The sequence below is a fragment of the Streptomyces sp. NPDC026538 genome (genome assembly GCF_055567535.1).
Map to the genome: position 1 here is coordinate 167,902 of NZ_JBVHQG010000002.1, position 23,027 is coordinate 190,928.

The window sequence follows — 23,027 nt, forward strand, 5'->3', positions numbered from 1 at the left end:
GTTCCCGGACGCGCGTCCGGGAACCGCCCCTCCTCGTCGGTGCCGGGGTGCTCCTACTGGCCGAAGCCGTAGGAGAACAGGTGGTCGGTGCCGGTCGAACCGGTCACCGGCAGCGTGACCGACGCCACCTGCTTGGACGGATCCAGCGGGACCTTCGTGGCGAAGACGTAGGTCTTCACGTTGTCCCGGCCGCCGCTCCCGGTGTTCCGGTAGGCCGTGGTGAGGGCCGTCGTGTCACCCGGCAGCGGCTTGCTCGGACCGCCGTTGAGCGTCCAGTCCGAGAAGCCGACCGTCGCCTGCGAGGTGGTGCCGTCGGTGTAGGTGACGGTCAGCGTGCCCGAGACCCCGCTGCCGTCGGTCGGCGCGTTGACCGCCGCCCCCAGCAGACCCAGCGACGCGCCCGAGGTGCCGGCCGGCATGGGGATGGTCTGGCCGGCCATCTCCAGGTTGTCGGGCTGCCCGGACTTCGCCGTCGGCCAGGTGTAGGAGACCCCGTCGACCGTGAGGGTGGAGCCGCTGGTGACACCGGCCGCCGACAGCGCGTTCTGCGAGAAGGCCCAGCCGCCGCCGTCGAAGCCGCCCGAGTAGCTGCTGCCGTCGGGGTAGATGCCCTCGTTGGTGTCGTACGGCCACAGCGCACCGGCCTTGGCCACGGCGACCCGGAGGGCCGCCCCGGACAGTGCCGCACCGGTGTCGTGGTCGGTCAGGGCGAAGGTGACCGGGAACGTGCCCTCGTCCGGGCCCGCCGTCACGTGGACCTTCGCCTCGGCGCTGCCCGAGGCCGGCACGGTCAGCGAGCCGGACGCGGTGTCCACGGCGACGCCGGCGGGCGCCGTCGCCGTCCAGTCGACCGTGACGGCCTTGCCGCCGAGGTTGGTCAGGTCGAGGGTGCCGTCATCGCTCGTGCCCGGCTGGAGGACCAGACCGTTGCTGGGACCGGTCGCCGCCAGTACCCGGCCGCCACCCGTGGTGTCCGACGGCGGCACCGCCGACGGGCCGGACGCCCAGGAGGTGTCGGGCTCGGTACCGAGCGTGAAGTCCATGGTGCCCGCACCCCTGAACTGCTGGTACGTCAGCCAGGAGGCGTTCCACGCCTTGCCCTTGACGTCGAGGGACTGCACGTACGGCGCGTCGGTCGCGGCCTGCGGGGCGTTGATCCGCACCGTCTTGCCGCCGAGGGTCACCTGGGCCACGGGGAACACCGGGCTGCCGAGCACCAGGGTGTCCGCACCCGGGGTCTCCGGGTACAGGCCCAGCTCGGACCAGACGTACCAGGAGCTCATGGCGCCGAGGTCGTCGTTGCCGAACGAGCCGACCGGGGCGTTGAAGTACAGGTTCTGCTGGGCGTCACGGACGGCCGCCTGCGTCTTCCACGGCTCGCCGGTGTAGTCGTACTCCCAGGGGATCTCCACGCTGGGCTCGTTGCTCAGGTCGGCGTCGGTGTTGCCCGGCCGGGTGATGTCGTCGAGCAGGCTGTCCAGGTAGGACGAGTACGCCTTGGTGCCGCCGCGTGCCTGGATGAGCTGCTTCAGGTTGAAGGGGACCATGGGGGTGTACTGGGCGGAGGTGCCCTCCACGAAGCCGTTGGAGGTGCCGGGGGTGAAACCGGTCGCGAACTGGCCGTCCTTGTTCTTGGCCTGGAGGTAGCCGGTCTGCGGGTTGAAGACGTTCATCCAGTCCTGGGCGCGGGTGGCGAACTTCTCGTAGACGGCCGTCCTGCCGAGCGACTTGGCGAAGGCGGCGAGGGCGTAGTCGGCGGAGTCGTACTCCAGCTGGGTGGAGACCGGGCCGTAGAAGTTGCAGCAGCCGTAGCTGTCGTCCAGCGGGAGGTAGCCCTTCGCGTCCCGCACCGACTCGCCGGGGCGGTCGTTGTTCGGGACGGTGGCCTCGTGCTGGAGGGCCGCGAGGGCCTTGTCCGTGTCGAAGCCGGTCGCCCCGAAGGCGTACGCGTCGGCGATGATGCCGGCGGCCGGGTCGCCGACCATCACGTAGCTCTCGCCGTTGTTCGATGCCCATTTGGGCAACAGCCCGGTCTGGTCGTAGCCGTTGAGCATCGAGGTGACGACGTCGCTCGCCACCTTGGGCTCGACCAGCGCCATCAGCTGGGTCTGGGAGCGGTAGGTGTCCCAGCCCGAGTAGTTGGCGTACTGGGCCTGCTGCCCCTTGGCCAGCTTGTGGACCTGGTTGTCCATGCCCATGTACTGGCCGTTGGCGTCGGAGAAGACGTTCGGGTGCAGCAGGGCGTGGTAGAGCGCGGTGTAGAACTGCGTCTGCTGGTCGGTGGATCCACCGCCGACCTGGATGTTCTTCAGCACCGTGTTCCACGCGTCGTGGTTGGCCCGCTCGACGGCGCCCACGTTCCAGTTCCCGATCTCGGCGCTGAGGTTGGCCGCCGCGTTCGCGTCACTCGTGTACGAGATACCGACCTTCGCCGTCACCTTGGGGTTCGACGACGTGTCGAAGGTCAGGTACATGCCGTTGGCGCCGGTCGTGGGAGGCTGGGCGGCCTTGGCGGCCTTCGACAACCGGGACGCGGTACTGGCGCTCGGTGTCAGGGAGGCCGCGCCGGAGGTCTTGGCACCGCTCCCGTGGATCGTCGGGGCCGGCTTCGCCGGGACGGTGAAGTGCTTCTCCTTCAGCGGCGCCGACTGGGACGCCTGCGGGGGCCGGCCGACCTTGCCCGCCTTCAGCGACGTGGCGTCGGGGGTGATGGTGGACCCGACCCAGGTGCCGCTCGCGGTGAACGGCCGGTCGAACTTGATGTCGAAGTGCAGCGTGTACCGGTTGGCCGCGCCGCAGAAGTGACCGCTGTCGACCGCGCCGCTGATCTCCTTGCTGTTCACCACCTGGACGCGGGTTCCGTCCACCTGGGTGGCGCCCCCGCTGAGCTTGAACAGCAGGTTCGCCTGCTGGTCCGACGGGAAGGTGAAGCTGCCCAACCCGGCGCGGGTGGTGTCGGTCAGTTCGGTCTTGACCCCGTGGGCATCGGTGACCCGGTAGTACCCGATGCCGGCCTGTTCGTCGGCGTGCCCGAAGCCGACGGAGGTGCTGCCGAGGTCGCCGGAGAGCGCACCGGTCACCGGCAGGACGGGCAGGTCGCCCGCGACGGGGCAGCCGGGCCCGGAGACATGGGTGAGGCTGAAGCCGGAGATCTTGCTGTCGGCGTACTCGTAGCCGCCGCCGTCCGTGCGGTGGGGCGTGGTGTCGGGGCCCCACTGCACCATGCCGGCCGGCATGTCGGGGCCGGGGAAGGTGTCCACCGCACCGGAGGTGCCGATGAGAGGGTTGACGAGGGACGCGGGGTCCTTCACGAGGGGCGGCGTCGCGTTGCCCGCGGCCTGGGCGCTTCCGACCGCCTGAAGCGGCAGCGCTGCCATGCCGAGGACACACATCGCGACGAGGCGTCGGCGGAATCTTGCTCGGTCGGCTGGTGCAGCTGGACGTCGGGGTCTCACCATCGGTTGCCTCCGCAGCAGTTCGTGCTTCGCACATCAGGTGTCGGCGCGCCGAAAAACACCGGAATGCCGGCGACAGGCAACGGTTCGGGTCGCTCCCACGGCCTGACAACGTTGCCATGCACGAGTGTCGAGTGAAACGCCTGTGCTTGTGGCGTGTCAACGAGGCCAACAAGACTTTCTGAGTGCGAAGTTCACGGCCGGCCACGCACCGGACCCGGCGGCCGCGGCCCGGGCCGGTCCGTCCGCGCGGGCCCGTGCCGTCGCGGACGGGCCCTGGCCGGTCCGTCCATCCGGGTCCATGCCGTCGCGGACAGGCCCTGGCCGGTCCGTCCATCCGGGTCCATGCCGTCGCGGACGCGAGCCCGCCTTCGACGCGGGAGGGGCCGGGAGCCGCGCCGAACCATGCGATTCCTTGCGGGAGTTACGGCCTCCCAGCAAAGGCTCCTCTCCCGGCGCGGGCGAGCCTCGGCCGGGGCGGCGGCAGCGCCTCCGGAACGTCGGGCGGCCCGGCCGAGCGCCAGGTCACGGTCGGTGCGCGGGGCCCGGTCGGTGCGCGAGGTCACGGTCGGTGCGCGGAGCCCGGTCGGCGCGCCAGGTCCGGTCGGCGCGCCAGGTCCGGTCGGCGCGCGGGGTCCGGTCGATGCGCCAGGTCCGGTCGATGCGCCGGGGGCGAGGGGTGAAAGGGCGGTGTCCTTTCACCCCTCGTTCTCATCCCTCGTCGCGCAGCTGGGCCGCCAGGGAGGTCAGCGACTCGGTCTCCTCGGTATGGCCCAGCGCGGTGAGGCGGGAGACCGCCGCGTCGAGGCGGGTGAGGGCGGGGGCGGGGCGCTCCAGGTAGAGGCCCTCCACGACGGACGCGAGCCGTACGCACTCGGCCCACTCGCCGGCGTGGTCGTCCTCGGGTCCCGGTTCGCCGAGCAGGGTGAGAGCCCTTTCCAGCGCGGCCAGGGCGGTGTCGTACGCACCGGCGTAGGCGTTGACCCGCCCGTGTTCGTAGGCGAGGGCGCTGTCCAGGGAGCGGTCCCGGGCCTCGTACCCCGCGGCCCGGGCCTCGTCGGCCACCCTGCCCGCGTCGGCGAGGAGGGCGAGGGCGTCGGCCAGCCCCTCGGCACCCTGCCGCTGGGCCTGGAGACGGGCGATCTCGCGCAGGCATCCGCTGAGCTGCTCGTAGCGCGGGGCCAGGGCGTGGGCGGCGAGGGCCTGGTCGGCGGCCTCGCGGGCGCGGCCGAACTCGCCGGACTCGGCGAGGAGTACGGCGGTCTCCGCGGCGATCGCGGCGTGGCTCGCGGGGTCGTCGTCCCAGCCGGCCGACTCGGCCGCGAGGGCGGCGAACTCCGCCGTGGCGGCCTTGAGGTCCTCCCCCGCGTGCAGCGCGCGGGCCCGGTACAGACGCAGCTGGGCAACGAGACGGTCGTCCACCTCGCCGGCGGCGACGTCCGGTTCGGCCAGGAGGGAGTCGAGCAGCGCGATGCAGTCCTCGACGCGGCCGAGTTCGAGGCTGAGCTGGGCCACGTTGCTGTAGGTGCAGAACGCCTCCGTCCGGCTGCCGTGGCGCAGTTCCAGCTCCGCGGAGCGCGTCAGGTGCCGCAGCGCCTCGTCGGGCCTTCCCAGGCGCATGCAGGCCTGGGCCAGGTCACCGTGCAGGCGTGCCGTGTCGGTGGAGTCGGACGGCCAGTCGGCGGCCAGCCGCAGGCCCTCGGTCAGGTCCGTGTACGCGGCCTGCGCGTCCCTGAGGCCGAGCCGGAGCCGGCCGCGCAGGCCGAGCGTGCGGGGCAGGTGCCAGGCGGGGCCGTCAGCCGTCAGCCGGTCGAGGAGGGCGTCGACCTCGGTGACCGCGGCGGGCAGGTCGCCGGTGAGGGCGCGCGTGGTGGCCCGCAGCAGCCGGGCGCCGGAGACCTGTCCGGCGATCTCGTGCCGGGTGGCGAAGGCGAGCAGCAGGTCCACCTCGGCGAGGACCGGCGCGATGTGCTCCTCGTCCCCCGTCGTCTGCAGCCGCAGGCCGAGCGCGCTCGCCCGCAGCCGCAGCACACGGGCCTCCTGGTACGGGGCGAAGCCGGTCGTCTCCTCGTGCAGCCGGACGAGGGCGTCGTGAGCGGCGGTCAGCGCGGCGGCCTTCGCCTCGGGTCCGTCGCCGCCCTCCGCGGGGATGTCCCCCGTGGGGAGTACGGCGCAGGCACGGGCGAGCGCGGCGTGACCCGGTGCTCCGGCCTCGTCGTACAGGCTCGCGGCCGCCTCCCACAGGGCGGCCGCCCGGTCGAAATCGTCCTGCTGGCCGACCCGGCCCGCCTCGTCGGCCAGCAGGTCCGCGCGCAACTGTGCGAGCGGCCCGACGGCCGGGTCGTCGGGGTGGGCGTAGCCGGGGTCGGCGACGAGCGTGCGCAGCCGCGCCCAGCAGACCACCGCGTCCGGATGCCCCTGCTCATCCAGCTCCCGTGACCGGACGATGAGTTCGGGCAGCGACTCGGGGACGGCGGTGGTGGCGGGGCGGGCGGCGGGCGCGGCGGCCGGGGCCACGTCGTCGAGGCCGCGGGTGCGCAGGGTCAGCTCCAGGGCGTCCAGGAGAGGGGCGCGGTCGAGGCGGGCCTGGCGCCGGTCGGCGTGGGCCGTGGTTCCGTTGCGGGCGTCGAAGCGGGCGGCGAGGTCGTCGGCCCGGCCGCGCACCTCGGCGCGCAGGCCGGCCACCGTCCAGCTGCGGCCCGCGTATCCGGCGGCGGGCAGGTCGCCGTGGCCGAGGAGTTCGACGCGCTGCAGGAGGACCTCGACGCCGGTGAGGAAGGCGAGCAGGTCCAGCGGCGAGTCCACGTCGTCGAACAGGTTCCGGTTCTCCGCGAGGAGTTCCAGGCCGCGTGCCTCGTTGCCGGTCAGCGCACAGAACTCCAGGTGCCGGCCGACCTCGCCGGACATCGAGGGGTTGCGGCGGCAGCCGCGGTAGCCGGCCAGGTGCAGCTCGCGGGCCCGGTCGGCGCCGCCGGTGCGCAGCAGCGGAAGCAGCGCGTAGGAGACGGAGCGGGCGGGTTCCTCCTGGCAGGACTCCTTCCCGGCCAGGACGGGCTCCCAGGTGCGCAGCGCCCGTTCGTCGTCGCCCGCCGCGAGGTGGTGCAGGGCGCGCTCGCAGATCTCGCAGGCCTCGCAGTCGCTGAGCTGGGTACGGTCCCGTCCCGCCCACAGCTCGTAGGCCAGGTCGGTGCCCTCGCCGACGTGGGCGGCGAGGTGGTACGCCTGTCCGTAGTAGGGCTGGAGTCCGAGACCGGCCTTCTCGTACCGGTCACGCATCTCGGTCAGCCACTGGCGCAGGCTGGCCAGGGGTATCTCGGGCAGGGCGAGCAGGGCGCCTGCGACCCACTTGAACCGCCAGAACAGCGTGTGCCGCAGCCGCTCGTCGAAGACGTCGGGCTGCTCGTCGAAGAGGGTGAGCACGCGGGCGAAGACGACGGGCGACTTCCTGGGCTCGGAGCCGTAGTTGTACGCCTTCTGGAGTGCGAGGAGCGCGTGGACCAGCGGGCGGGGCTCCGCGAACTGCTCGGCGGCGTCGACCAGTTCCTCGGCCGTGACGGTGCGGGTACGGCCGTAGGGGCGCCGGTCGTTCTCCTGGAGCGCCTGGTACAGCTCGTCCGTGCTCTGGGAATGGGGTGCGGTCGGCATCGTCAGCTGTCCTTGCGGAGGGCGTGGGCGAGGAGGTCGAGGAAGGAGCGGTTGATGAGGCTCGACTCGGCGGGCCTGAGCGGGCGCCGGGACAGCATCGCGGCCTGCCCGTAGAGGGCTTCGGCGCTGGTGCGGGCCAGTTCGGGCTCGTCGATGGTGACCGCGGTGCGGACCAGCGGGTTGAGCTGGTTGAGGATCAGCTGGGCTCGCGGGGCCTCCTGACGCAGGTGGCCAAGGATGTCGCCCCACACCCCGCCCTGCTGTTCGCGGGCGAGCTGGGAGCGGGTGCGCTCGTGCCGGGCCTCGCGGCTGTCGAGGAGGAGAGCGGGGGCCGAGGCGGGCTGGAAGGTGCGCAGCGCGACGTCGCAGTCGAAGACAGCGAGGGCGTCACGGGCCTGGGCGAGGTAGGCCGCGGCGGCGAGTTCCGTCTCCCGGTCGACGGGGTCGAGGTGGGCGGTGAGCGTGGCCGGGTCGAGGTCGGCGACGCTGACCTCGGGCCTGATCTCCGGGAGCCGGTGGACCAGTTCACGGTCGTAGGTGTAGCCGCCGTTGACGACGCCGAGCCCGGCGGCCGACGCGATCGCCGCGACCTGCCGGAACTCCTCGACGCTGGAGGTGACGAGCACGGTGCGGTGGGTGCGCGCGAACTCGTCGAGCGTGGCGTGCCCGGCGGTGGTCTCGAACGGCAGCCAGGGCAGCAGCATCCGCAGGATCTCGTCGTCGTGCACGGCGAGGGACTTCACGGCCAGGTGGTGGGCCTGGAGGAAGCGGCCGAGGAGGTCGGGGTCGCTGGCGGCGGTGCGGGCGATCCAGGCGCGCAGCCGCTCGGCGAGGGCGTCACGGACGGCGGCGAGGGTGTCGTCCTCGTACAGGGACTCCCGGGACGCGGTCGGGCGCAGGCTCTCGGCATCGAGGACGCAGCGGACGAAGAACGCCCACTCGGGCAGGATCTCCTCGGCCTGCTCGGACAGCAGCATGCCCTTGACGTGCACGCGGTGGCCGTGACGGCGCCCGGCCGGTACCGCGTCGGGCAGTACGCACGCGATGCCCTTCAGGCCCACGGCCGGCAGGTCCAGCTCGATGGTGTCCAGCGGAGTGAACCCGAAGGTCTCCTCGCCGTAGGCGGCCAGCGCGCGGGCGCGTGCTCCCGGCGTGGGATGGGTACGCGCCCAGGGTGCGGGCTCGGGGTTGACGGACGCGCCCCGGCCGCCGGTGCCGTCGTCGAAGGTCACCGGGTGGCGCAGCAGGGAGCCGAAGTGCCGGGCCAGCGCGTGCACCTGGGCCGGCCGGGTCCAGTCGCCCGTGTCGGCGCGGGGGGTCAGGGTGACGGTGGTGCCGGGCTGGGGGCGGGCGGAGGCGGGCAGGGTGCGGACGGAGTAGCTGCCGTCGCCGCGGCCCCGCCACTCCACGGCGGGGGCGTCGGGGGTGCGGGCGGACCGGCTCAGGACGTGGATCTCGTCCGCGACCAGGAAGCAGGAGAGCAGGCCGATGCCGAACTGGCCGATGAAGTCGCCGCGCTGCTCGGCGATCTTCTCGGCACGCTTGCTGCTGCGGCCGATGGTGGCCAGGAAGGCGTGCACGTCGGCCTCGGTGAGACCGACGCCGTCGTCCTCCACCCGGACCACCGAGCCGTCGGCGTACAGGCGGATGCCGAACGCGTCGGCGGGGGCGCCCGGTTCGAGGCCGTGCCGCGCCGTCAGCGCGTCCACCGCGTTCTGCAGGAGTTCGCGCAGGTAGACGCGGGGGCTGGAGTAGAGGTGGTGGGAGAGGAGGTCGACGAGGCCGCGCAGATCCACCTGGAAGGTGCGGTCGGCGCCGGGGCTCGCGGGGGTGTGGGGCAGAGTCATCGAGGAGTCCGGGGTGGGGTGGTCGAAGGGTGGCGGGAGGGAGGTGTGCCGGGCGGTGCGAGAGGCACCGGCGACGGTGGCCTGCTCAGGCGTGGCGCCGGAACCGGGCGTACGCCTTCTCCGGCTGCGCCATGTAGGTCCAGGGCCACCGGGTGAAGGCACCGTCCAGCTCGTGGTAGACGCGTGGGGCCACCACGCTCTCGGAGGCCAGCGACAGGGCCATGGCGAAGATGTTGAAGTCCTCCTGCCAGCCCGGGCGCCGCTCGTAGCCGGGGTGGAGGATGCTGCGCTTGGCCGCGTCGCTCAACTCCCGCTGGATCTGAGGGGTGTCGAGGCGGTTCTTGTCGTCCGACTCCACCCAGTCCTCGATATGGGCCATGGCGACCACACAGCCGAGGCGATGGCCGTCGGGGGCGTCGGCGAACGCCTTGCGCGCGAACTCCAGGGCCTGGCCCGGCTCACCGTGCCACCGCGGCTGGAGGTGCGACACCCACTCGATGTGGGTCTCCAGGTCCAGCGGGTCGCGGCGCAGCGCGGCATCGAGCCGGGCCTCGTTGACGGCGGTCCCCAGCGACATGCCGCGGCCGGAGGTGAGCAGGCGACGCCACGGCGTGATCCACTCGGGCCGCAGCTCGGCGGCTTCGAGCAGGTGCTCCTCGGCGATGCGGAGCCGCTCGTAGAAGACGCGCCACTGATCCCGCGAGACGTGCGAGGCACGCGCGGAGGTTCGCGCTTCCCAGCCCCAGATGATGTGGCGCGAGCCGGATATCAGCAGGGCCGTCGCGCGGTGTTCCTTGTCCTCCTCGACGGCCCGGCCGATCCAGTCCTGCACTCCGTCCACGTCGGACAGTTCACCCAGCACCTGGTGGTCGCGGCCGAGGTCGAAGCGGGCCGACGCCATCTTGACCGCGTCCCAGTCACCCGACTCCGCCGCCACCACCAGCGCCATCACCCGGGTGTCTCCGAGGGCCTGCAGTTTGTAGACCCCGTTCTGCCTGCGCGGCACGGGAAGGGCGTGCGGGTCCGCCGCCGGTCTCTCCCCGCCTCTGCCGAACAGCTTGCCGAACATGCCGCGCCCTCCCCAAGATCCGCGTGATCATCGGGTGCAGCATAGGCGGCACCACCGACAGCACTTCCACAGGGTTTCCACCGGTGGTTCACGCGCCCCTCGGCGGACCGCCGGCCGTCCGGCGGGCGCGAGGGTGATCAGGGTGTCCGGCGGCGGTGCACGCTGACGGCGTAACCGCCGCCGTCGTAGGGGTCGGCGTCCCAGGTGGCGAAGCGGTCGGCGAGGGTGAGGCCGGCCGCGGCGCAGCAGTCGTCGTACTCGGCCAGGGTGATGCCGGGCGGCACGGGCAGGTGGGCCTCGTCCAGGCCGAAGCCGGCGACCAGCAGGCCGCCGGGGCGCAGGGCCGCGGCCAGGCGCTCGACCACCGCGGCTTCGGTGTGGGGCGCGAGCAACGGGAAGATGTTCCCCGCGGCGACCACCAAGTCGAAGTCCGCCGCGATGCCGAGCAGGCCGGCGTCGAAGGCGGTCAGATCTCCCTGGAACCAGGGCAGTCCGGGTGCCTGCCGCCGGGCCACCGCGAGCATCGACGCGTCGAGATCCACTCCGACGCAGTCGTACCCGAGCTCCGCGAGCCGGATCATGACCCGTCCGGTCCCGCACCCGGCGTCCAGCACCCGCGCTCCGGCGGGCACGAGCGCGGCACAGAACCGCGCCTCGCCGTGCACGTCCTTCCCGCTGCGGGCCACGGCCGCGAACCGTGCGGCGTAGTCCGCCCCGGATGTGCCCCCGGTCAATTCGTGCCAGCGACTCATGCGACGAACTATAGGCCGGGGTGGGCGGGGTATCAGGCCCCGAAGACCTGGAACTCCGAGACCTGCCCGGCCGGCCAGCCGTTGTTGGCGGTGATGGTGAGTCGTACGTAGCGGGTGGTGACGGTGGCGGGGAGCGTGAGGGCCGCGGTGTTGCCGGTCGCCGGGTCGAAGGTGTAGCCCGCCGAGGCGAGCAGTTGGGCGAAGGTGCCGCCGTCGGTGCTGCCCTGGACGGAGAGCGTCTGGGTACGGGTGGACCAGGCGGTCGCCGGGGGGAGTTTGAGGACGATCCGTTTGATGCCGGTGGCGGCGCCCAGATCGACCTGGATCCACTGCGGGAACGCGTTGTTGGCGGACTCCCAGTAGGTGTTGGTGTCGCCGTCGGTCGCGTTGCCCGAGGCGTAGACCTGGGTGTGGCTGCTCTCCGAGGTGGGGCGGTGCAGGGCGAGGTTGGTGGTGCCGGAGGGGGCGTCGGTGGTGACGGTGACCTGGTTGGAGGGCTGGGACACGTTTCCCGCCGCGTCGAGGGCGACGACATCGAAGGTGTACGCGGTGGACGCGCCGAGTCCGGTGACGGTGAACGAGGTGGCACTGGTGGCGCCGACCTGTGTGCTGGTGGAGCCGGAGACCTGAAGGACGCGGTAGCCGGTCACGCCGACGTTGTCGGTCGCGGCGTTCCAGGCCAGTGCGACGGAGGTGCTGGTGTGCCCGGTGACGGTCAGGCCGCCCGGTGCGGCGGGCGGTGTGGTGTCGCCGCCGGTGGGAAGGGTCGGCTGGGTGGGGCGGGTGGCGGTCAGCGCGATCTGGCCCTTGAGCATGCGGCCGCCGTCGCCGGTCAGGCGCAGGTAGTAGTCGGAGGAGCAGGCGGTGCCGTCCTCGTCGAGGGCGAGGAATCCGGAGTTGGTGGGCACCCAGGCCTGGGTCTCGGCGGTCTTGGCGATCTGGTTGCCCTCGTTGTACTCGTCGAACATCGAGATGTAGATGCCCTGCACCCCGGCCCGCACCACGTTGTAGAACTGCCGCCACATGAAGTCGCCGTGCGCGCGCTGCCGGCCGGAGACGTCGCCGGGCAGCACGCAGGGCTGGTAGTCGATGCCGTTGGCGTTGCAGTCGGCCTGGTCGGGGACGGTGTAGGTGTTGTAGGCGTTGTCGGCCTCGGTCACGTTGCCGATCGCGCCGACCATCCACGGCGAGATCATGTTGAAGGCGTGGTAGACGCCCAGGAAGCCGGGCTGCGAGCCCCCGGTCCCCGTCCGCCATTCGCGCGGGACGCCCCCGATGACGTAACACCCCTGGCTTTTGAACCAGTTGACGACGTCGAGGCAGGCGTCGGCCGGGAAGGGGTGGTTGGGGTCGTTGAAGCCGAAGCCCCAGATGCAGACGACCGGCTTGCCGTTCTGCTTCGCGTACGCCGGGGACGCGGTGTGTGCGGACATCTTGTTCGTCCAGTCCGTCTTGATCTCGGACTGCATGTTCGTCCAGTTGGAGACGTCGTACATGATGTAGAACTTCCGGCCGTACGACTCGGCGGCGCCGCGCACCCTGGTCGCCATGGCGTCGCGGGTGGGGCCCTCGCCGCCGGTGGGGTTGAAGCGCTGGAGTGCCGCGGTGTCGATGTTGTTCTGCTGCATCCACAGGAAGTGGGTGTTCACCGTCTGCTGGTCGTAGGAGGAGAACAGCGTGGCCGGCCGGCCGTTGCCGAGGCTCGCGTACGAGGTCTGATAGGTCTTGGTGAACTCACGTACGTCGGGCCAGCATTTGATGTTGGTGTTGGTCGGGGACGGCGACCGGCCCCAGTCCTGACTCCAGTGCCACCAGCCGTTGATGGGCGCGCCGTCGCCGATGCAGGCGAACCAGCCCTGGTAGCCGACGGTGACCTTGCCGACCACGTCGCCCGGCGCACTGGCCGCTGACGCGGTGGGGGCGAGCACCGTCCCGGTGGCTCCCACGGTTCCCACCGCGGTGGATGCGATCGCGGCCCTCAGGAAGACTCTGCGTGTGACACCCATCTGGACTCCTCTGGTCGAGTGGCCTTCGGTGGTCGGTGCCGCCGGGCACGCCCGCGCCCGGCGGCACCGCAGCTCGGGTCAGGTGTTCCAGACCTGGAACTCGGAGATCTGACCGGCGGGCCAGCCGTTGTTCGCCGTGATGTTCACCCGGACGTAGCGCTGGGTGGTCGCGGTGAACGTGATGGTGACCGTGTTGTTGGTGGCAGGGTCGAAGGTGTACGTGGCCGACGACTTGATGGTGGTGAAGGAGGAGCCGTCGGTGCTGCCCGACAGGGAGAGCGTCTGGTTACGGGCGCCCCAGCCCGCGGGGAGCTGGAGGACGACACGGCTAGCGCTCTGCGCGGAACCGAGGTCGGCCTGGACCCACTGCGGGAAGGCGTTGTTGGCGCTCTCCCAGTAGGTCCCCTGGTTGCCGTCCGTCACGTTCGACGACGGGTAGACGTCGGTGTGGCTGGACTCGGTGGTGGCCGCGCCGGCTGCCAGGTTCCGGCTGGTCGCGCCCGCACCGGTGCCGGTCAGCGCGACCGTGGTCGTGCCGTTCGACGCGTTGCTGGCGATGCTGAGGTCGCCGGTGCGGGTGCCGGACGCGGTGGGCCTGAACGTGACGTTCACGGTGCAGGAGGCGTTCGCCGCGATCGACGTACCGCAGTTGTTGGTCTGCGAGAAGTCGCCCGTGACGGTGATGCCCGAGACGGTGGCGGCCGCGGTTCCGGTGTTGGTCACCGTGACCGCCTGCGCACTGCTGGAGGTGTTGAGCGCCTGGGTGGGATACGACAACGACGTCGGGCTGGCCGACAAGGTCGCCGGCGAGGAGCCGCCGCCGCTGGGGAACACCTCGAAGTCCGACAACTGGGCTGCGTTCCAGCCCGTGTTGGCGGTGATGTTCACCCGCAGGTATCTCGCCGTGGCGGCGCTGAACGTGATGGTCGCCGTGTTGTTGTTGGCGTTCGGGTCGAAGGTGTACCCGGCCGATGCCTTGATCGTGGAGAAGCTGGAGCCGTCCGTGGAGCCCTGCACCGACAGTGTCTGGGTGCGGGCCGACCACGCCGTCGCCGGCGGGAGTTTGAGCACGACCTTGCCGACGCCGTAGTTCTGGCCGAGGTCGACCTGGGCCCACTGCGGGAACGAGCCGTTCGTGCCCTCCCAGTACGTGGAGGCGTCCGGGTCGGTGAGGTTCGAGGCGACGTAGGGGCTGCTGCTCGAACTCGCCGTCGCGGGCCGCCCGGCGGCGATGTTGGTGGTGCTGTCGATGCCGCTGCCGGTCAGGGAGACGGTGGTGGGGCTGTTGTTGGCGTTGCTGGTGACGGTCAGGTTGCCGTTGCGGGTGCCGCCCGCGGTGGGCTTGAAGCCGACGGTCACCGTGCAGGACGCGCCGACCGCGAGGGTGGCGCAGTTGTTGGTCTGGCTGAAGTCACCGGAGGCCGAGACTCCCGAGACGGTCGCCGACGTGGTGCCCGAGTTCGTCACCTTGACCGTCTGCGCGGTGGCCGACGAACCGACCACCGTGCCCTCGAAGGACAGGCTCGCCGGGTCGGTGTTCAGCACCGGGCCCGGCGCGGTGCCGGTACCGGAGAGGCTGACGGTGCTGGTGTTCCCGCCCGCGTTGACGGTCAGAGTGCCGCTACGGCTGCCGGTCGCGGTCGGCGTGAACTTCACGCTGACCGTGCACGAGCCGTTCGCCGGGATCGACGAGCCGCACGTGTTGGTCTGGGAGTAGTCGCCGCCGACGGAGATCGACGAGACGGACGCGGCGCTGTTGGTCGGGTTGGAGACCGTCACGGTCTGCGCCGCGCTCGTCGAACCGGTCGCCACCGAACCGAAGTTGAGCGCGCCGGGGGTGGCCGTCACGCCTTCGGACGGGTAGGGCGGGTAGACCGGAGCGGGCCACCCTCCGCAGTACGGCGTGCCGCTGATGCCGGAGTTGCCGCCACCGTCGGTCACGACGAAGTTGCCGCCCGAGCAGTTGTACACGGGGGACGAGTAACCGACGCCGGTCGCCGTGACGTTGGTGAACTTCGCGGCGCCTCCGGTCTGTTCCTGAAGGGCGAAGGTTCCGGTGCCGGCGATGGTCACGTTGTTGAGGTTGACGCCGCTGATGGTGCCCTCGACCCACTGGATCGCCTCGTACGGGCTCTGCTGGATCAGCGCGTTGGTCACGTTGATCGGCCCGTTGATCGCGCCCTGGCTGCCGTCGAACCAGAGTGCGCCCACACCGAACTGCCAGTTCGGGTCGAGGCTGCCGTCCCGGATCAGGGTGTTGTCGGAGATGGTGGTGGTGCCGACCGGCGTGGACGTGAAGCGTTGCCCCACGTGGATGCCGCCGCCCTGGGTGATACCGGAGTCCACCACCCGGTTGCCGCTGACGGTGTTGTCGTGGCCGCCGTAGATCGCGATGCCGTTGGCGAGGATCTGCAGGGACACGGTGTTGTTGGAGATCGTGTCGTTGGCGTCGGCACCGAGGGCGGAGTCCGCCCAGGTGGCGATGCCGTCGTCGCCGGTGTTGCGGATGTCGCTGTTGGTCACCTTGGAGTTGGTGACGCCGCCGTGGAAGTTGATGCCGTCGGCGGTGGTGTCCCGGATGCGCAGGCCGGTGAAGGTCAGCCCGTCCATCGGCCCGTCCATCCAGGCGCCGACCTTCATGTGGTCGATCCACAGGTTGGAGACGGTCGAGTCGCTCATCGCGCCGCCGATGCCGTTGACCTGGGCGCTGTCGTTGCGCTCCTGCACGTTGCCGAAGATGGCGAAGTTCTGGAGACGCACGCCGGTGCTGGCCGAGGGCGCGGAGTTGCCGTAGAAGCCGGGTGCCGTACCGGTGACGGTCGAGTACCACATGCCGGCGCCGGCGATCGTGACGTTGTTGACGCTGATGTGCCCGGGGATGTTGTAGGTGCCCGGCGGGATCCAGACGGTGCCGCCGGGTCCTGCCGCGCTGATCGCGGCGTTGAACGCGCTGGTCGCGTCGCTCACGCCGGTGGAGTCGGCGCCTTTGCTGGTCACCGACACCGCTCCCGAGGGCGCGGTCAGGGCGGCGCCGACCTGCTCGAAGTCGGCGAAGTCGATCGTGTACGAGGAGGCGGTGTCGCCCGCGTCGACCTGGAGCTTGAAGGTCGTGCCCGCCGGATAGGTGGTGGAGAACAGGCGGTGGGCCTCGTCGTAGAAGTGGTGCGGGTTGCTGCCCGGTGTGTTGGTGAAGGGGTAGCTGCCGTAGTACCAGCTGTAGGCGTTGGTCAGGGTGAAGTCGGGCTGCTTGACGCCGTTGATGTACAGCGACAGCGCGGCGGTGTAGACCGAGCCGCCCGAGGTGTCGGGGATGCTGTACCGGAAGTTGATCGAGTTGGTGGCCACCGGCGTGGTGAAGGTGACGTACTGGCCGGTGCCCTGCAGCGTGGTCGCCTTGCGGTACGACGCCTCGTCGGCCAGCTGGCCCTGGGTGTAACTCGGTCCGATGGGCGTGCCGTTGCTGGCGGAGTTCTCCGCCTGTACCTCGACGTACGGCAGGCTCGCACCGCTGCCACCGGTGGCGGCGGTCGCCGCCGCGGCCGGTTGGGCGGCCAGCGCGAAGACGCCGACGACAGTCAGCATCGCGGTGCTGACCGCCCAGACGAGGGCTCGTCTCAGATCTCGGATGGAATGGAACACTTGCCACTCCTTTGATCACGAAATGCCGGAACTGTGCCGCTGACACCGCCAGAAAGGGAGGGACGGGACGCAAAGAGAGAGAGGGGGGATACAGGAGGCGGTAACGACGCGAGGGGGACCGTAATATCCTCGACATGGACACGCAAGAAGTAGACAGAGCATTGCAACAATAAAAATTCAACCCGCAAGATCTAATGTGCCTGTCGAGAGTCGCGCCCGGCGCCGGGCCGCACACATGCCGGTGCCGCAGGACCGGGTGTCCGGCGGCACCGGCGGAGGACGGGGTCAGGAGGTCCAGATCTGGAACTCGGACACCTGGCCCGCGGGCCAGCCGTCGTTGGCGGTGACGGTGACGCGGAAGTAGCGGCGAGTGGCGGCGGGGAAGGTGAGCGTGACGGTGTTCCTGGTGCCCGGGTCGAAGGTGTAGGCGGCCGAGGACTTCAGGGTGGTGAAGGTGGTGCCGTCGGTGCTGCCGCCGAGGGTCAGGGTCTGGGTGCGGGCGCCCCAGGCGGCGGGCAGTTGCAGGACCACGCGGGAGGCGGTCCGGGCCGCGCCCAGGTCGACCTGGACCCACTGCGGAAACGTGTTGTTGGCGCTCTCCCAGTAGGAACCCTGGTTGCCGTCCGTCACGTTCGACGACGGGTACACGTCGGTGTGGCTGGACTCGCTGGTGGGCCTGCCGGCGGCGAGGTTGGTCCCGGGGGTGCCGGTCGTCGCGGCGAAGTCCAGGTGGTTGATGTTCCAGCCGCCGGTGTCCTGGTCGAGAGTCAGGGTCTGCCGGCCGGCGGGCAGGGTCACGCGGGTGGTCACGGTGGCCCAGGTCTGCCAGTCGCCGGTGGCGGGCAGGTCGACGGCTCCGGTGAGGTCGGTGCCTGCGGCGTTCGACAGGTGCAGCGCGCCGGTCACCGCGGAGGGGGCCGCGACGCGGAGGCCGAGGGTGTAGGTGCCGGCCGTGGCGACGTCCACGGTGTAGCGGAACCACTGTCCGCCGCCGGTCCAGCCCAGGTCGTAGCCGCCGCCGGTGTCCGAGGTGCTGTCCAGGTCCACCCCGTCGGCGCGGTAGGCGTTGCCGTTGACGGAGGTGACGTTGTAGGCCACCCCCTGGCCGCCGGTGTCGTAATCCTCCGCCTGCACCGTGCCGGGCACGGCGGCCGGGGTTCCGCCGTAGGGGCCTTCGGGAGCGGCCGGCGGCCAGTGGTTGTCGCTCAGCGTGGCGACGAACCCGCTGGAGTTGTTGACGTAGGCCGAGGCACCGGCACTGAGCCCGGTGACCGTGTTGCCGGTGATCGTCGCGGAACCGGTCGGCGCGGGGTAGAACGACGGCGAGATCGCGATGCCGTTGCGGCCGGGATCGCTGACGGTGTTGTCCTGCAGCAGGGTGTTGGTCGAGGTGGAGAAGCCGATCCCGTCGTAGAGGGAGTCGGCGACGGTGTTGCCGGTCACCGTGACCTTGTCGACGATCCCGGTGTTCTGCCCGTCGCCGCCGTTGCCGATGTGCAGCGCGGGCTGGCCCTGGCTGTAGGCGTTGCCGCCGGAGCGGACCACGGTGTTGCCCGTCACGGTCGCGGAGAGCAGGTCGCTGCCGTTGACACCGAAGCGGCCGGCGCCCAGACCGATGTAGCGGGCCGTGTCGCTGATGTAGTTGTCCTTGACCTGGTGGCCGTTGCCCCCGTAGATCCCGACACCCTTGCCGCCCCACGGCGCGATCGAGGTGTTGTCGCTGACGGTGACATCGGTCATCGGGTTGTAGTAGGTCTTGGAACCGTCGCCGTTGGTGTTGTAGTTCACCGAGTTGATGGCGATCGCGTCGTCCCCGGTGCCGCGGACGAAGTTGTCGGTGACCGTCAGGTTGTTGCCGGTGTCCGCGCCCAGCGACACGTTGTTGACGTTGATCCCGTCCGCCCAGATCGACGTCAGCCTGCTGTTCTTCACCGTCCCGCCGGTGCCGGAGGCCCAGAAGCCCGACATGGTGTGCTGGGTCCAGATGCCCTCGGCCAGCCAGTCGGTGCCGGTGGTGTCCATCGCGCCGCCGTCCCCGCCGATGGTGCTGCGGCTGACGGCGTTGGCGTCGATGTGGAAGTTACGCACCGTGCAGGACGTCAGGTCGAACAGGGCTGCCAGCGGTGTGCTGTTGGGGACCGGGACGTCCCGGTAGATCGTGCTGTACCAGAGCCCCGCGCCCGCGATGGTGATGCCCTGCGCGTTGAGTCCCGCGGTGCCCTTCACGTAGAAGGTGCCCCGCGGGATCCACAGGATCTCTCCCTGCGCCTCGGCCTGGTCGATGCAGGTCTGGATGGCGGCCCGGCTGTCCACCGAGTGGCTGTCGGCCGCGCCGTTGGTCGGGTTGTCGTCCGCCACCGCGCCGCAGGTCGTGATCGAGATCGAGTTCGCGGGCTGCGTCTGCGGCGCCGGCGGGTTCTCCACGTCGACGGAGTCCACGTCGTAGAAGGACGCGCTGTTGGCGGAGTCCTTCCGCAGCGAGAAGGTGGCGCCCGCCGGGATCGGGGCCCCGGTGACGAAGGTGTGCGACTCGTCCCAGAAGACCCTCGGGTCGCCGTCGGCAGGGTTCTGGTTGTCGCTCGTGTTGTAGTTGCCGTTGCCCTCGTACACCCAGCTCTGCCGCGAGTTGAGGTTCAGGGCCTGCCGGAACACGCCGTCGACGTACAGGTCGAGCGTCCCGGTGGCACCGCCGCCGGACGCCGAATCCGGGATGCTGGCACGGACGTTGAGGAAGGAGATCGGCTGCCCGGTGGTGTTCGTCCACTGCACCGACTGGCCCGTGTCGTCCAGGTGGACGTAGGAATGGCCCGACGCCTCCAGGGCCGCGCTCGAGTACTGGGTCGTCGGCGCCGAGGTCAGCGACCGGACGGCCGCGCCCCCGGCCGGCGTTCCCGCCTCGGCCTCGTAGACCGAGAACGGCGTCGTGGCGCCCACCGCCGCGCCGGCCTGCGTCTGCGTCTGCGCCTGCCGGGGCGCCCTGAACGGGGGCGCCCCCGGTGTGGCGGCGGCCGGTAATACGGACACGCACATCGCGCCGACCGCGGCGACGGCGGCCACCGCCAGCCGCCGGGGTCTGAAGATCGTCAGCATCTGAGGCTCCTCAACGGTGTGTGGGGGAACTGGCGCCCCGACCGTACAGAGCCCTCATGCGGCCCGCTAGATTCTGACGAAGCAGAGAATTAACCGTGCAAAGTTCTGCAAGTTTCTTGCCAAAGCCCGCAAATCCCGGATGAAGCGGTTCTCGACGCAGGGAGGCGGCCGGAAGTCCCGCCATGGAGGTGGCGAGAAGTCCCTGGCCGTGGCGGATCTCCCGGCCGGTGGGTGGGCGTTGTCAGGTCCGTCTCGGCAGCGCCGGCACGCACCGCCACGCGAGGCACGCGGCGGCCAGGTAGGCGAGCGCGCCGATGGCCATGCTGGTGCGCAGCCCGGTGTTGTAGTCGGTGGCCGTGGCGAGCAGGCTGCCGCCGAGCGCGACGCCGGTGGCGCTGCCGATCTGGCGGGTGGTGTTGAACAGGGCGGAGGCGGCGCCCGAGTACGCCGAAGGCGCGGCACCCATCACGGTGGCGGTCGAACCGGTGAGGGCGAAGGAGGTACCGAACCCCGCGGCCATCATCGGGGCCACCAGCAGCGGGTAGCCGGGGTCGGCTCCCGCGGCGGCCCAGCCGGCCAGCCCCAGGGCGGCCAGGAGCATGCCGGTGACCACCAGCGGGCGGTCGCCGGTGCGGCGGGTCAGCCGCCCGGACAGGACGGAGGCGAACATGGTCATCACCACCGCCGGGAACAGCGCCAGCCCGGTGCCGAGGGCGCTGAAGCCGCGCTGGTGCTGGAATTCCAGGCTGGCGGTGAACACCATGCCGTAGAAGCCGAAGTTGAACAGCAGGCCGATGGCGGCGCCACCGCTCATCGCACGGGACCGCAGCAGGCTCGGCGGAAGGACGGGAGAGCGGGCCAGCCGCTCACGTACCGCGAACGCCGCGGCGGCCAGCACGGCCAGGACCACCCCGGCGAGAACGGCCGGATCGGACCAGCCCCGCCGTCCGGCCTCGTTGAGCGCCGCGGTCAGCAGCGCCACGGCCGCCACCACCGCACACTGTGCAGGCCAGTCCAGGGCCCGGTCCGCGCGCCCGGGCGAGCGTGCCACGTGCCGCAGCGTCAGCGCCAGGCAGGCCACGCCCACGGGCAGGTTGATGAGGAACACCCAGCGCCAGCCCATCGTGGAGACGAGCAGCCCGCCCAGCAGCGGGCCGGCGGCGGCCGCGATGCCCGCCATCGAACCCCACAGCCCGAAGGCCCGCGAGCGCTCGGCCGGCGCCGGGTAGGCCTGCTGGAGCAGGGCCAGGGAACCGGGCACGATCAGAGCCGCACCGAGCCCCTCCGCCAGCCGGGCCGCGACCAGGAACGGGGTGCTCGCGGCGAGCGCGCACGCGGCCGAGGACAGCGTGAACACGGCGACGCCCGAGCAGAAGACCCGGCGATTGCCCAGCCGGTCGCCCAGCGCGCCGCCGGTCAGCAGGAACCCGGCGAAGACGAGGGTGTATCCGTCGGTGATCCACTGGATGCCGGTGAGCGAGGCCGACAGCTCCCGGCCGATCACCGGCACGGCGACGTTGATGGCGGTCACATCCAGGATCACCATGAAATACCCGGCGCACACCGCCAGCAGCGGCGCCCAGGACCGTCGTCCGGACTCCGGGTGCGGCCCGGTACGGGACGTCGGCTCACCACCGTCGGCCGGCTCCGCGAACGCCACGGCACCATCTCCATCCCGTCCGTCGAGACGCACCCAGAAGTCACCATAGGGGACATGTCTCGCGAACCCGGGAAGCGCTTCGGGCGCCGTCCCGATGATCACGTCGGCGCGCGACCGGCTTCTCGATCGTCGAGGCAACCGTCAACCGAAGCCGGCCTCGGGCCGCGGGTCGGGGGCCCCGGGATCCCAGCGCTCCCGCGTGGGCCGCCGCGGGCGGTGTCAGCGTGCGAACTTCTCCTTGGCGGCCGGGGTGATGGGGGTGAAGAAGTTGACGAGGTTGCCGTCGGGGTCGCGGAACAGCAGCGACCGGTTGCCCCAGGGCATCGTGGTGGGCTCGGTGACGAACTCGGTGACGAAGCCGGTCAGGTTCCGGTGAACGCGGTCCACGTCGTCGACGAGGAACTCGGTGATCACACTGCGGTTGTCCGCCGGGCGGGCAGAGCCCGGGGCGAACAGCGGAACCGTGCGGGTCCCGGCGATCGCGAGGGTGGCGCCCGCGGTCCTGAGTTCGGCGAAGTCCGCGGTGGCCCACGTCGCCCGCGCCCCGGTGGCTCGCTCGTAGAACTCGACGAGGCGCGCCACGTCGCCGGTGATGATGCGGATCGAGACGAAGTCCATGGGATCTCCTTGGCTGCTGTGCTGAAGGCGTGCACTGCGCAGGCTAGGGAAAATAGTGGACAGAATCGGTCCGGTATCCGCGCTAGATTATGACCATGCCTCGCCCCACCGGCCGCGTGCTGACCCTCCTGGAGCTGCTGCAGTCGGGCGGCACCCGGACCGTGGCCGAACTCGCCGACCGGCTCGGCGTCGAGGGGCGCACCGTGCGGCGGTACGTGAACCAGCTGATCGACCTGGACGTGCCCGTGGAGTCGGTGCGCGGCCGCTACGGCGGGTACCGGCTCGCCCCCGGGTACCGCCTGCCCCCGCTCATGCTCAGCGACGACGAGGCGCTGGCCGTGCTGCTCGGCCTGGTCTCCGGCCGCCGGGCGGGATTGACGACGGCGGAGCGCACCGCGAACGAGACGGCGTCGGCGAAGATCCGGCGGGTGCTCCCCCAGCACCTCGCCCGTCGGCTCGACGCGCTCCTGGAGACGCTCGCGTTCACCGAGCGGCCCGGCGGTTTCGACACCCCGGACGCCGGTGTCCTGCTCGCCGTCGCCGATGCGGTGCGCCACCGCCGACCGGTCTCGATCCGCTACACCGACCGCGACGGACAGCGCAGCGAACGCACGCTGCACGCGTACGGGATCGTCGCCCACTCGGGCCGCTGGTACGTCACGGGCCGGGACGCCCGGATCGGCGAGGACCGGACCTTCCGGCTCGACCGCATCGCGGACGCGAGAACCCTGCCCGGCTCCTTCGAGGTGCCCCCGGGGCCGGGTCCGGCACAGCGCGTGCTGTCCGGGTTCGCGACGGCCGAGTACCGGCACGAGGTGACCCTGCGGATCCACGGGACGGTCGAGCAGATCCGCGCCCGTCTTCCGGCCGGCGTCGCGAGCGTCGAGGACCACGAGCCGGTGACGGACCAGGACCGGGCGGCCGGACGCTGGCTGCGCGTCGAACTGCGGGTGGAACGGCTCGACTGGCTGCCTCCGGTACTCGCCTCGCTCGACCGGCCGTTCGTCGTGGAGCGCCCCGACGAACTGCGTCACCTCGTCGCCGCGCTCGCCGACCGCCTCGCGTCCTACGCCCGCGAAGCGTGACGGCGAAGGCGGCCGAGGTGAAACAACTTGTGCGGGCCGAGCCTCAGCTCGGCCCGCACAAGTTGGGGTGATGCGTCTGTGTCCGAGGGGCGAGTTGACCGCTGACGATACGGTCGTGGTGGCGCAAGGGCGGCTCTACCCGCGCCAGGATGATGTGCCCT

General features: G+C 71.3%; 11 protein-coding genes. 1 reads left to right on the forward strand and 10 read right to left on the reverse strand.

Going from position 1 to position 23,027, the window contains the following annotated elements:
• Positions 1–53 precede the first annotated feature (53 nt).
• From ACZ4N4_RS07655 to ACZ4N4_RS07700, 10 genes are all read right to left on the reverse strand, one after another.
• On the reverse strand, positions 54–3,377 hold the full coding sequence (locus tag ACZ4N4_RS07655) for a GH92 family glycosyl hydrolase (protein WP_467585631.1): 3,324 nt from the start codon (positions 3,375–3,377) through the stop codon (positions 54–56).
• Positions 3,378–4,166: 789 nt separating this feature from the next.
• Positions 4,167–7,100, reverse strand: a complete 2,934-nt coding sequence (locus ACZ4N4_RS07660) for a hypothetical protein (protein WP_467585633.1) — start codon at positions 7,098–7,100, stop codon at positions 4,167–4,169.
• 2 nt (positions 7,101–7,102) lie between these two features.
• Positions 7,103–8,947: an HSP90 family protein gene (locus ACZ4N4_RS07665; RefSeq protein WP_467585636.1), complete on the reverse strand. Its 1,845-nt coding sequence runs from the start codon at positions 8,945–8,947 to the stop codon at positions 7,103–7,105.
• Between the two features lie 85 nt (positions 8,948–9,032).
• Positions 9,033–10,016, reverse strand: a complete 984-nt coding sequence (locus ACZ4N4_RS07670; RefSeq protein WP_467585639.1) for a hypothetical protein — start codon at positions 10,014–10,016, stop codon at positions 9,033–9,035.
• 137 nt (positions 10,017–10,153) lie between these two features.
• Positions 10,154–10,768 (reverse strand): class I SAM-dependent methyltransferase, encoded by a 615-nt coding sequence (locus ACZ4N4_RS07675; protein WP_453569912.1) that lies wholly within the window; start codon positions 10,766–10,768, stop codon positions 10,154–10,156.
• A 32-nt stretch (positions 10,769–10,800) separates the two neighbouring features.
• Entirely contained in the window at positions 10,801–12,774 is a 1,974-nt protein-coding gene (locus ACZ4N4_RS07680; RefSeq protein ID WP_467585642.1) for a glycoside hydrolase family 99 protein, read from the reverse strand.
• Positions 12,775–12,852: 78 nt separating this feature from the next.
• Positions 12,853–16,413: a choice-of-anchor D domain-containing protein gene (locus ACZ4N4_RS07685; protein ID WP_467585645.1), complete on the reverse strand. Its 3,561-nt coding sequence runs from the start codon at positions 16,411–16,413 to the stop codon at positions 12,853–12,855.
• A 285-nt stretch (positions 16,414–16,698) separates the two neighbouring features.
• A complete protein-coding gene (locus tag ACZ4N4_RS07690; RefSeq protein ID WP_467585648.1) occupies positions 16,699–19,503 on the reverse strand; it encodes a discoidin domain-containing protein in 2,805 nt (934 codons plus the stop codon).
• A 241-nt stretch (positions 19,504–19,744) separates the two neighbouring features.
• Positions 19,745–21,163, reverse strand: a complete 1,419-nt coding sequence (locus ACZ4N4_RS07695) for an MFS transporter (protein WP_453569904.1) — start codon at positions 21,161–21,163, stop codon at positions 19,745–19,747.
• Positions 21,164–21,382: 219 nt separating this feature from the next.
• Complete coding sequence (locus ACZ4N4_RS07700; protein WP_453569902.1) at positions 21,383–21,781, reverse strand: VOC family protein; 399 nt, start codon at positions 21,779–21,781, stop codon at positions 21,383–21,385.
• Positions 21,782–21,876: 95 nt separating this feature from the next.
• On the opposite strand from ACZ4N4_RS07700, the gene ACZ4N4_RS07705 reads away from it, so the two are divergent.
• A complete protein-coding gene (locus ACZ4N4_RS07705) occupies positions 21,877–22,866 on the forward strand; it encodes a helix-turn-helix transcriptional regulator (protein WP_467585651.1) in 990 nt (329 codons plus the stop codon).
• The last annotated feature ends 161 nt before the right edge of the window (positions 22,867–23,027 follow it).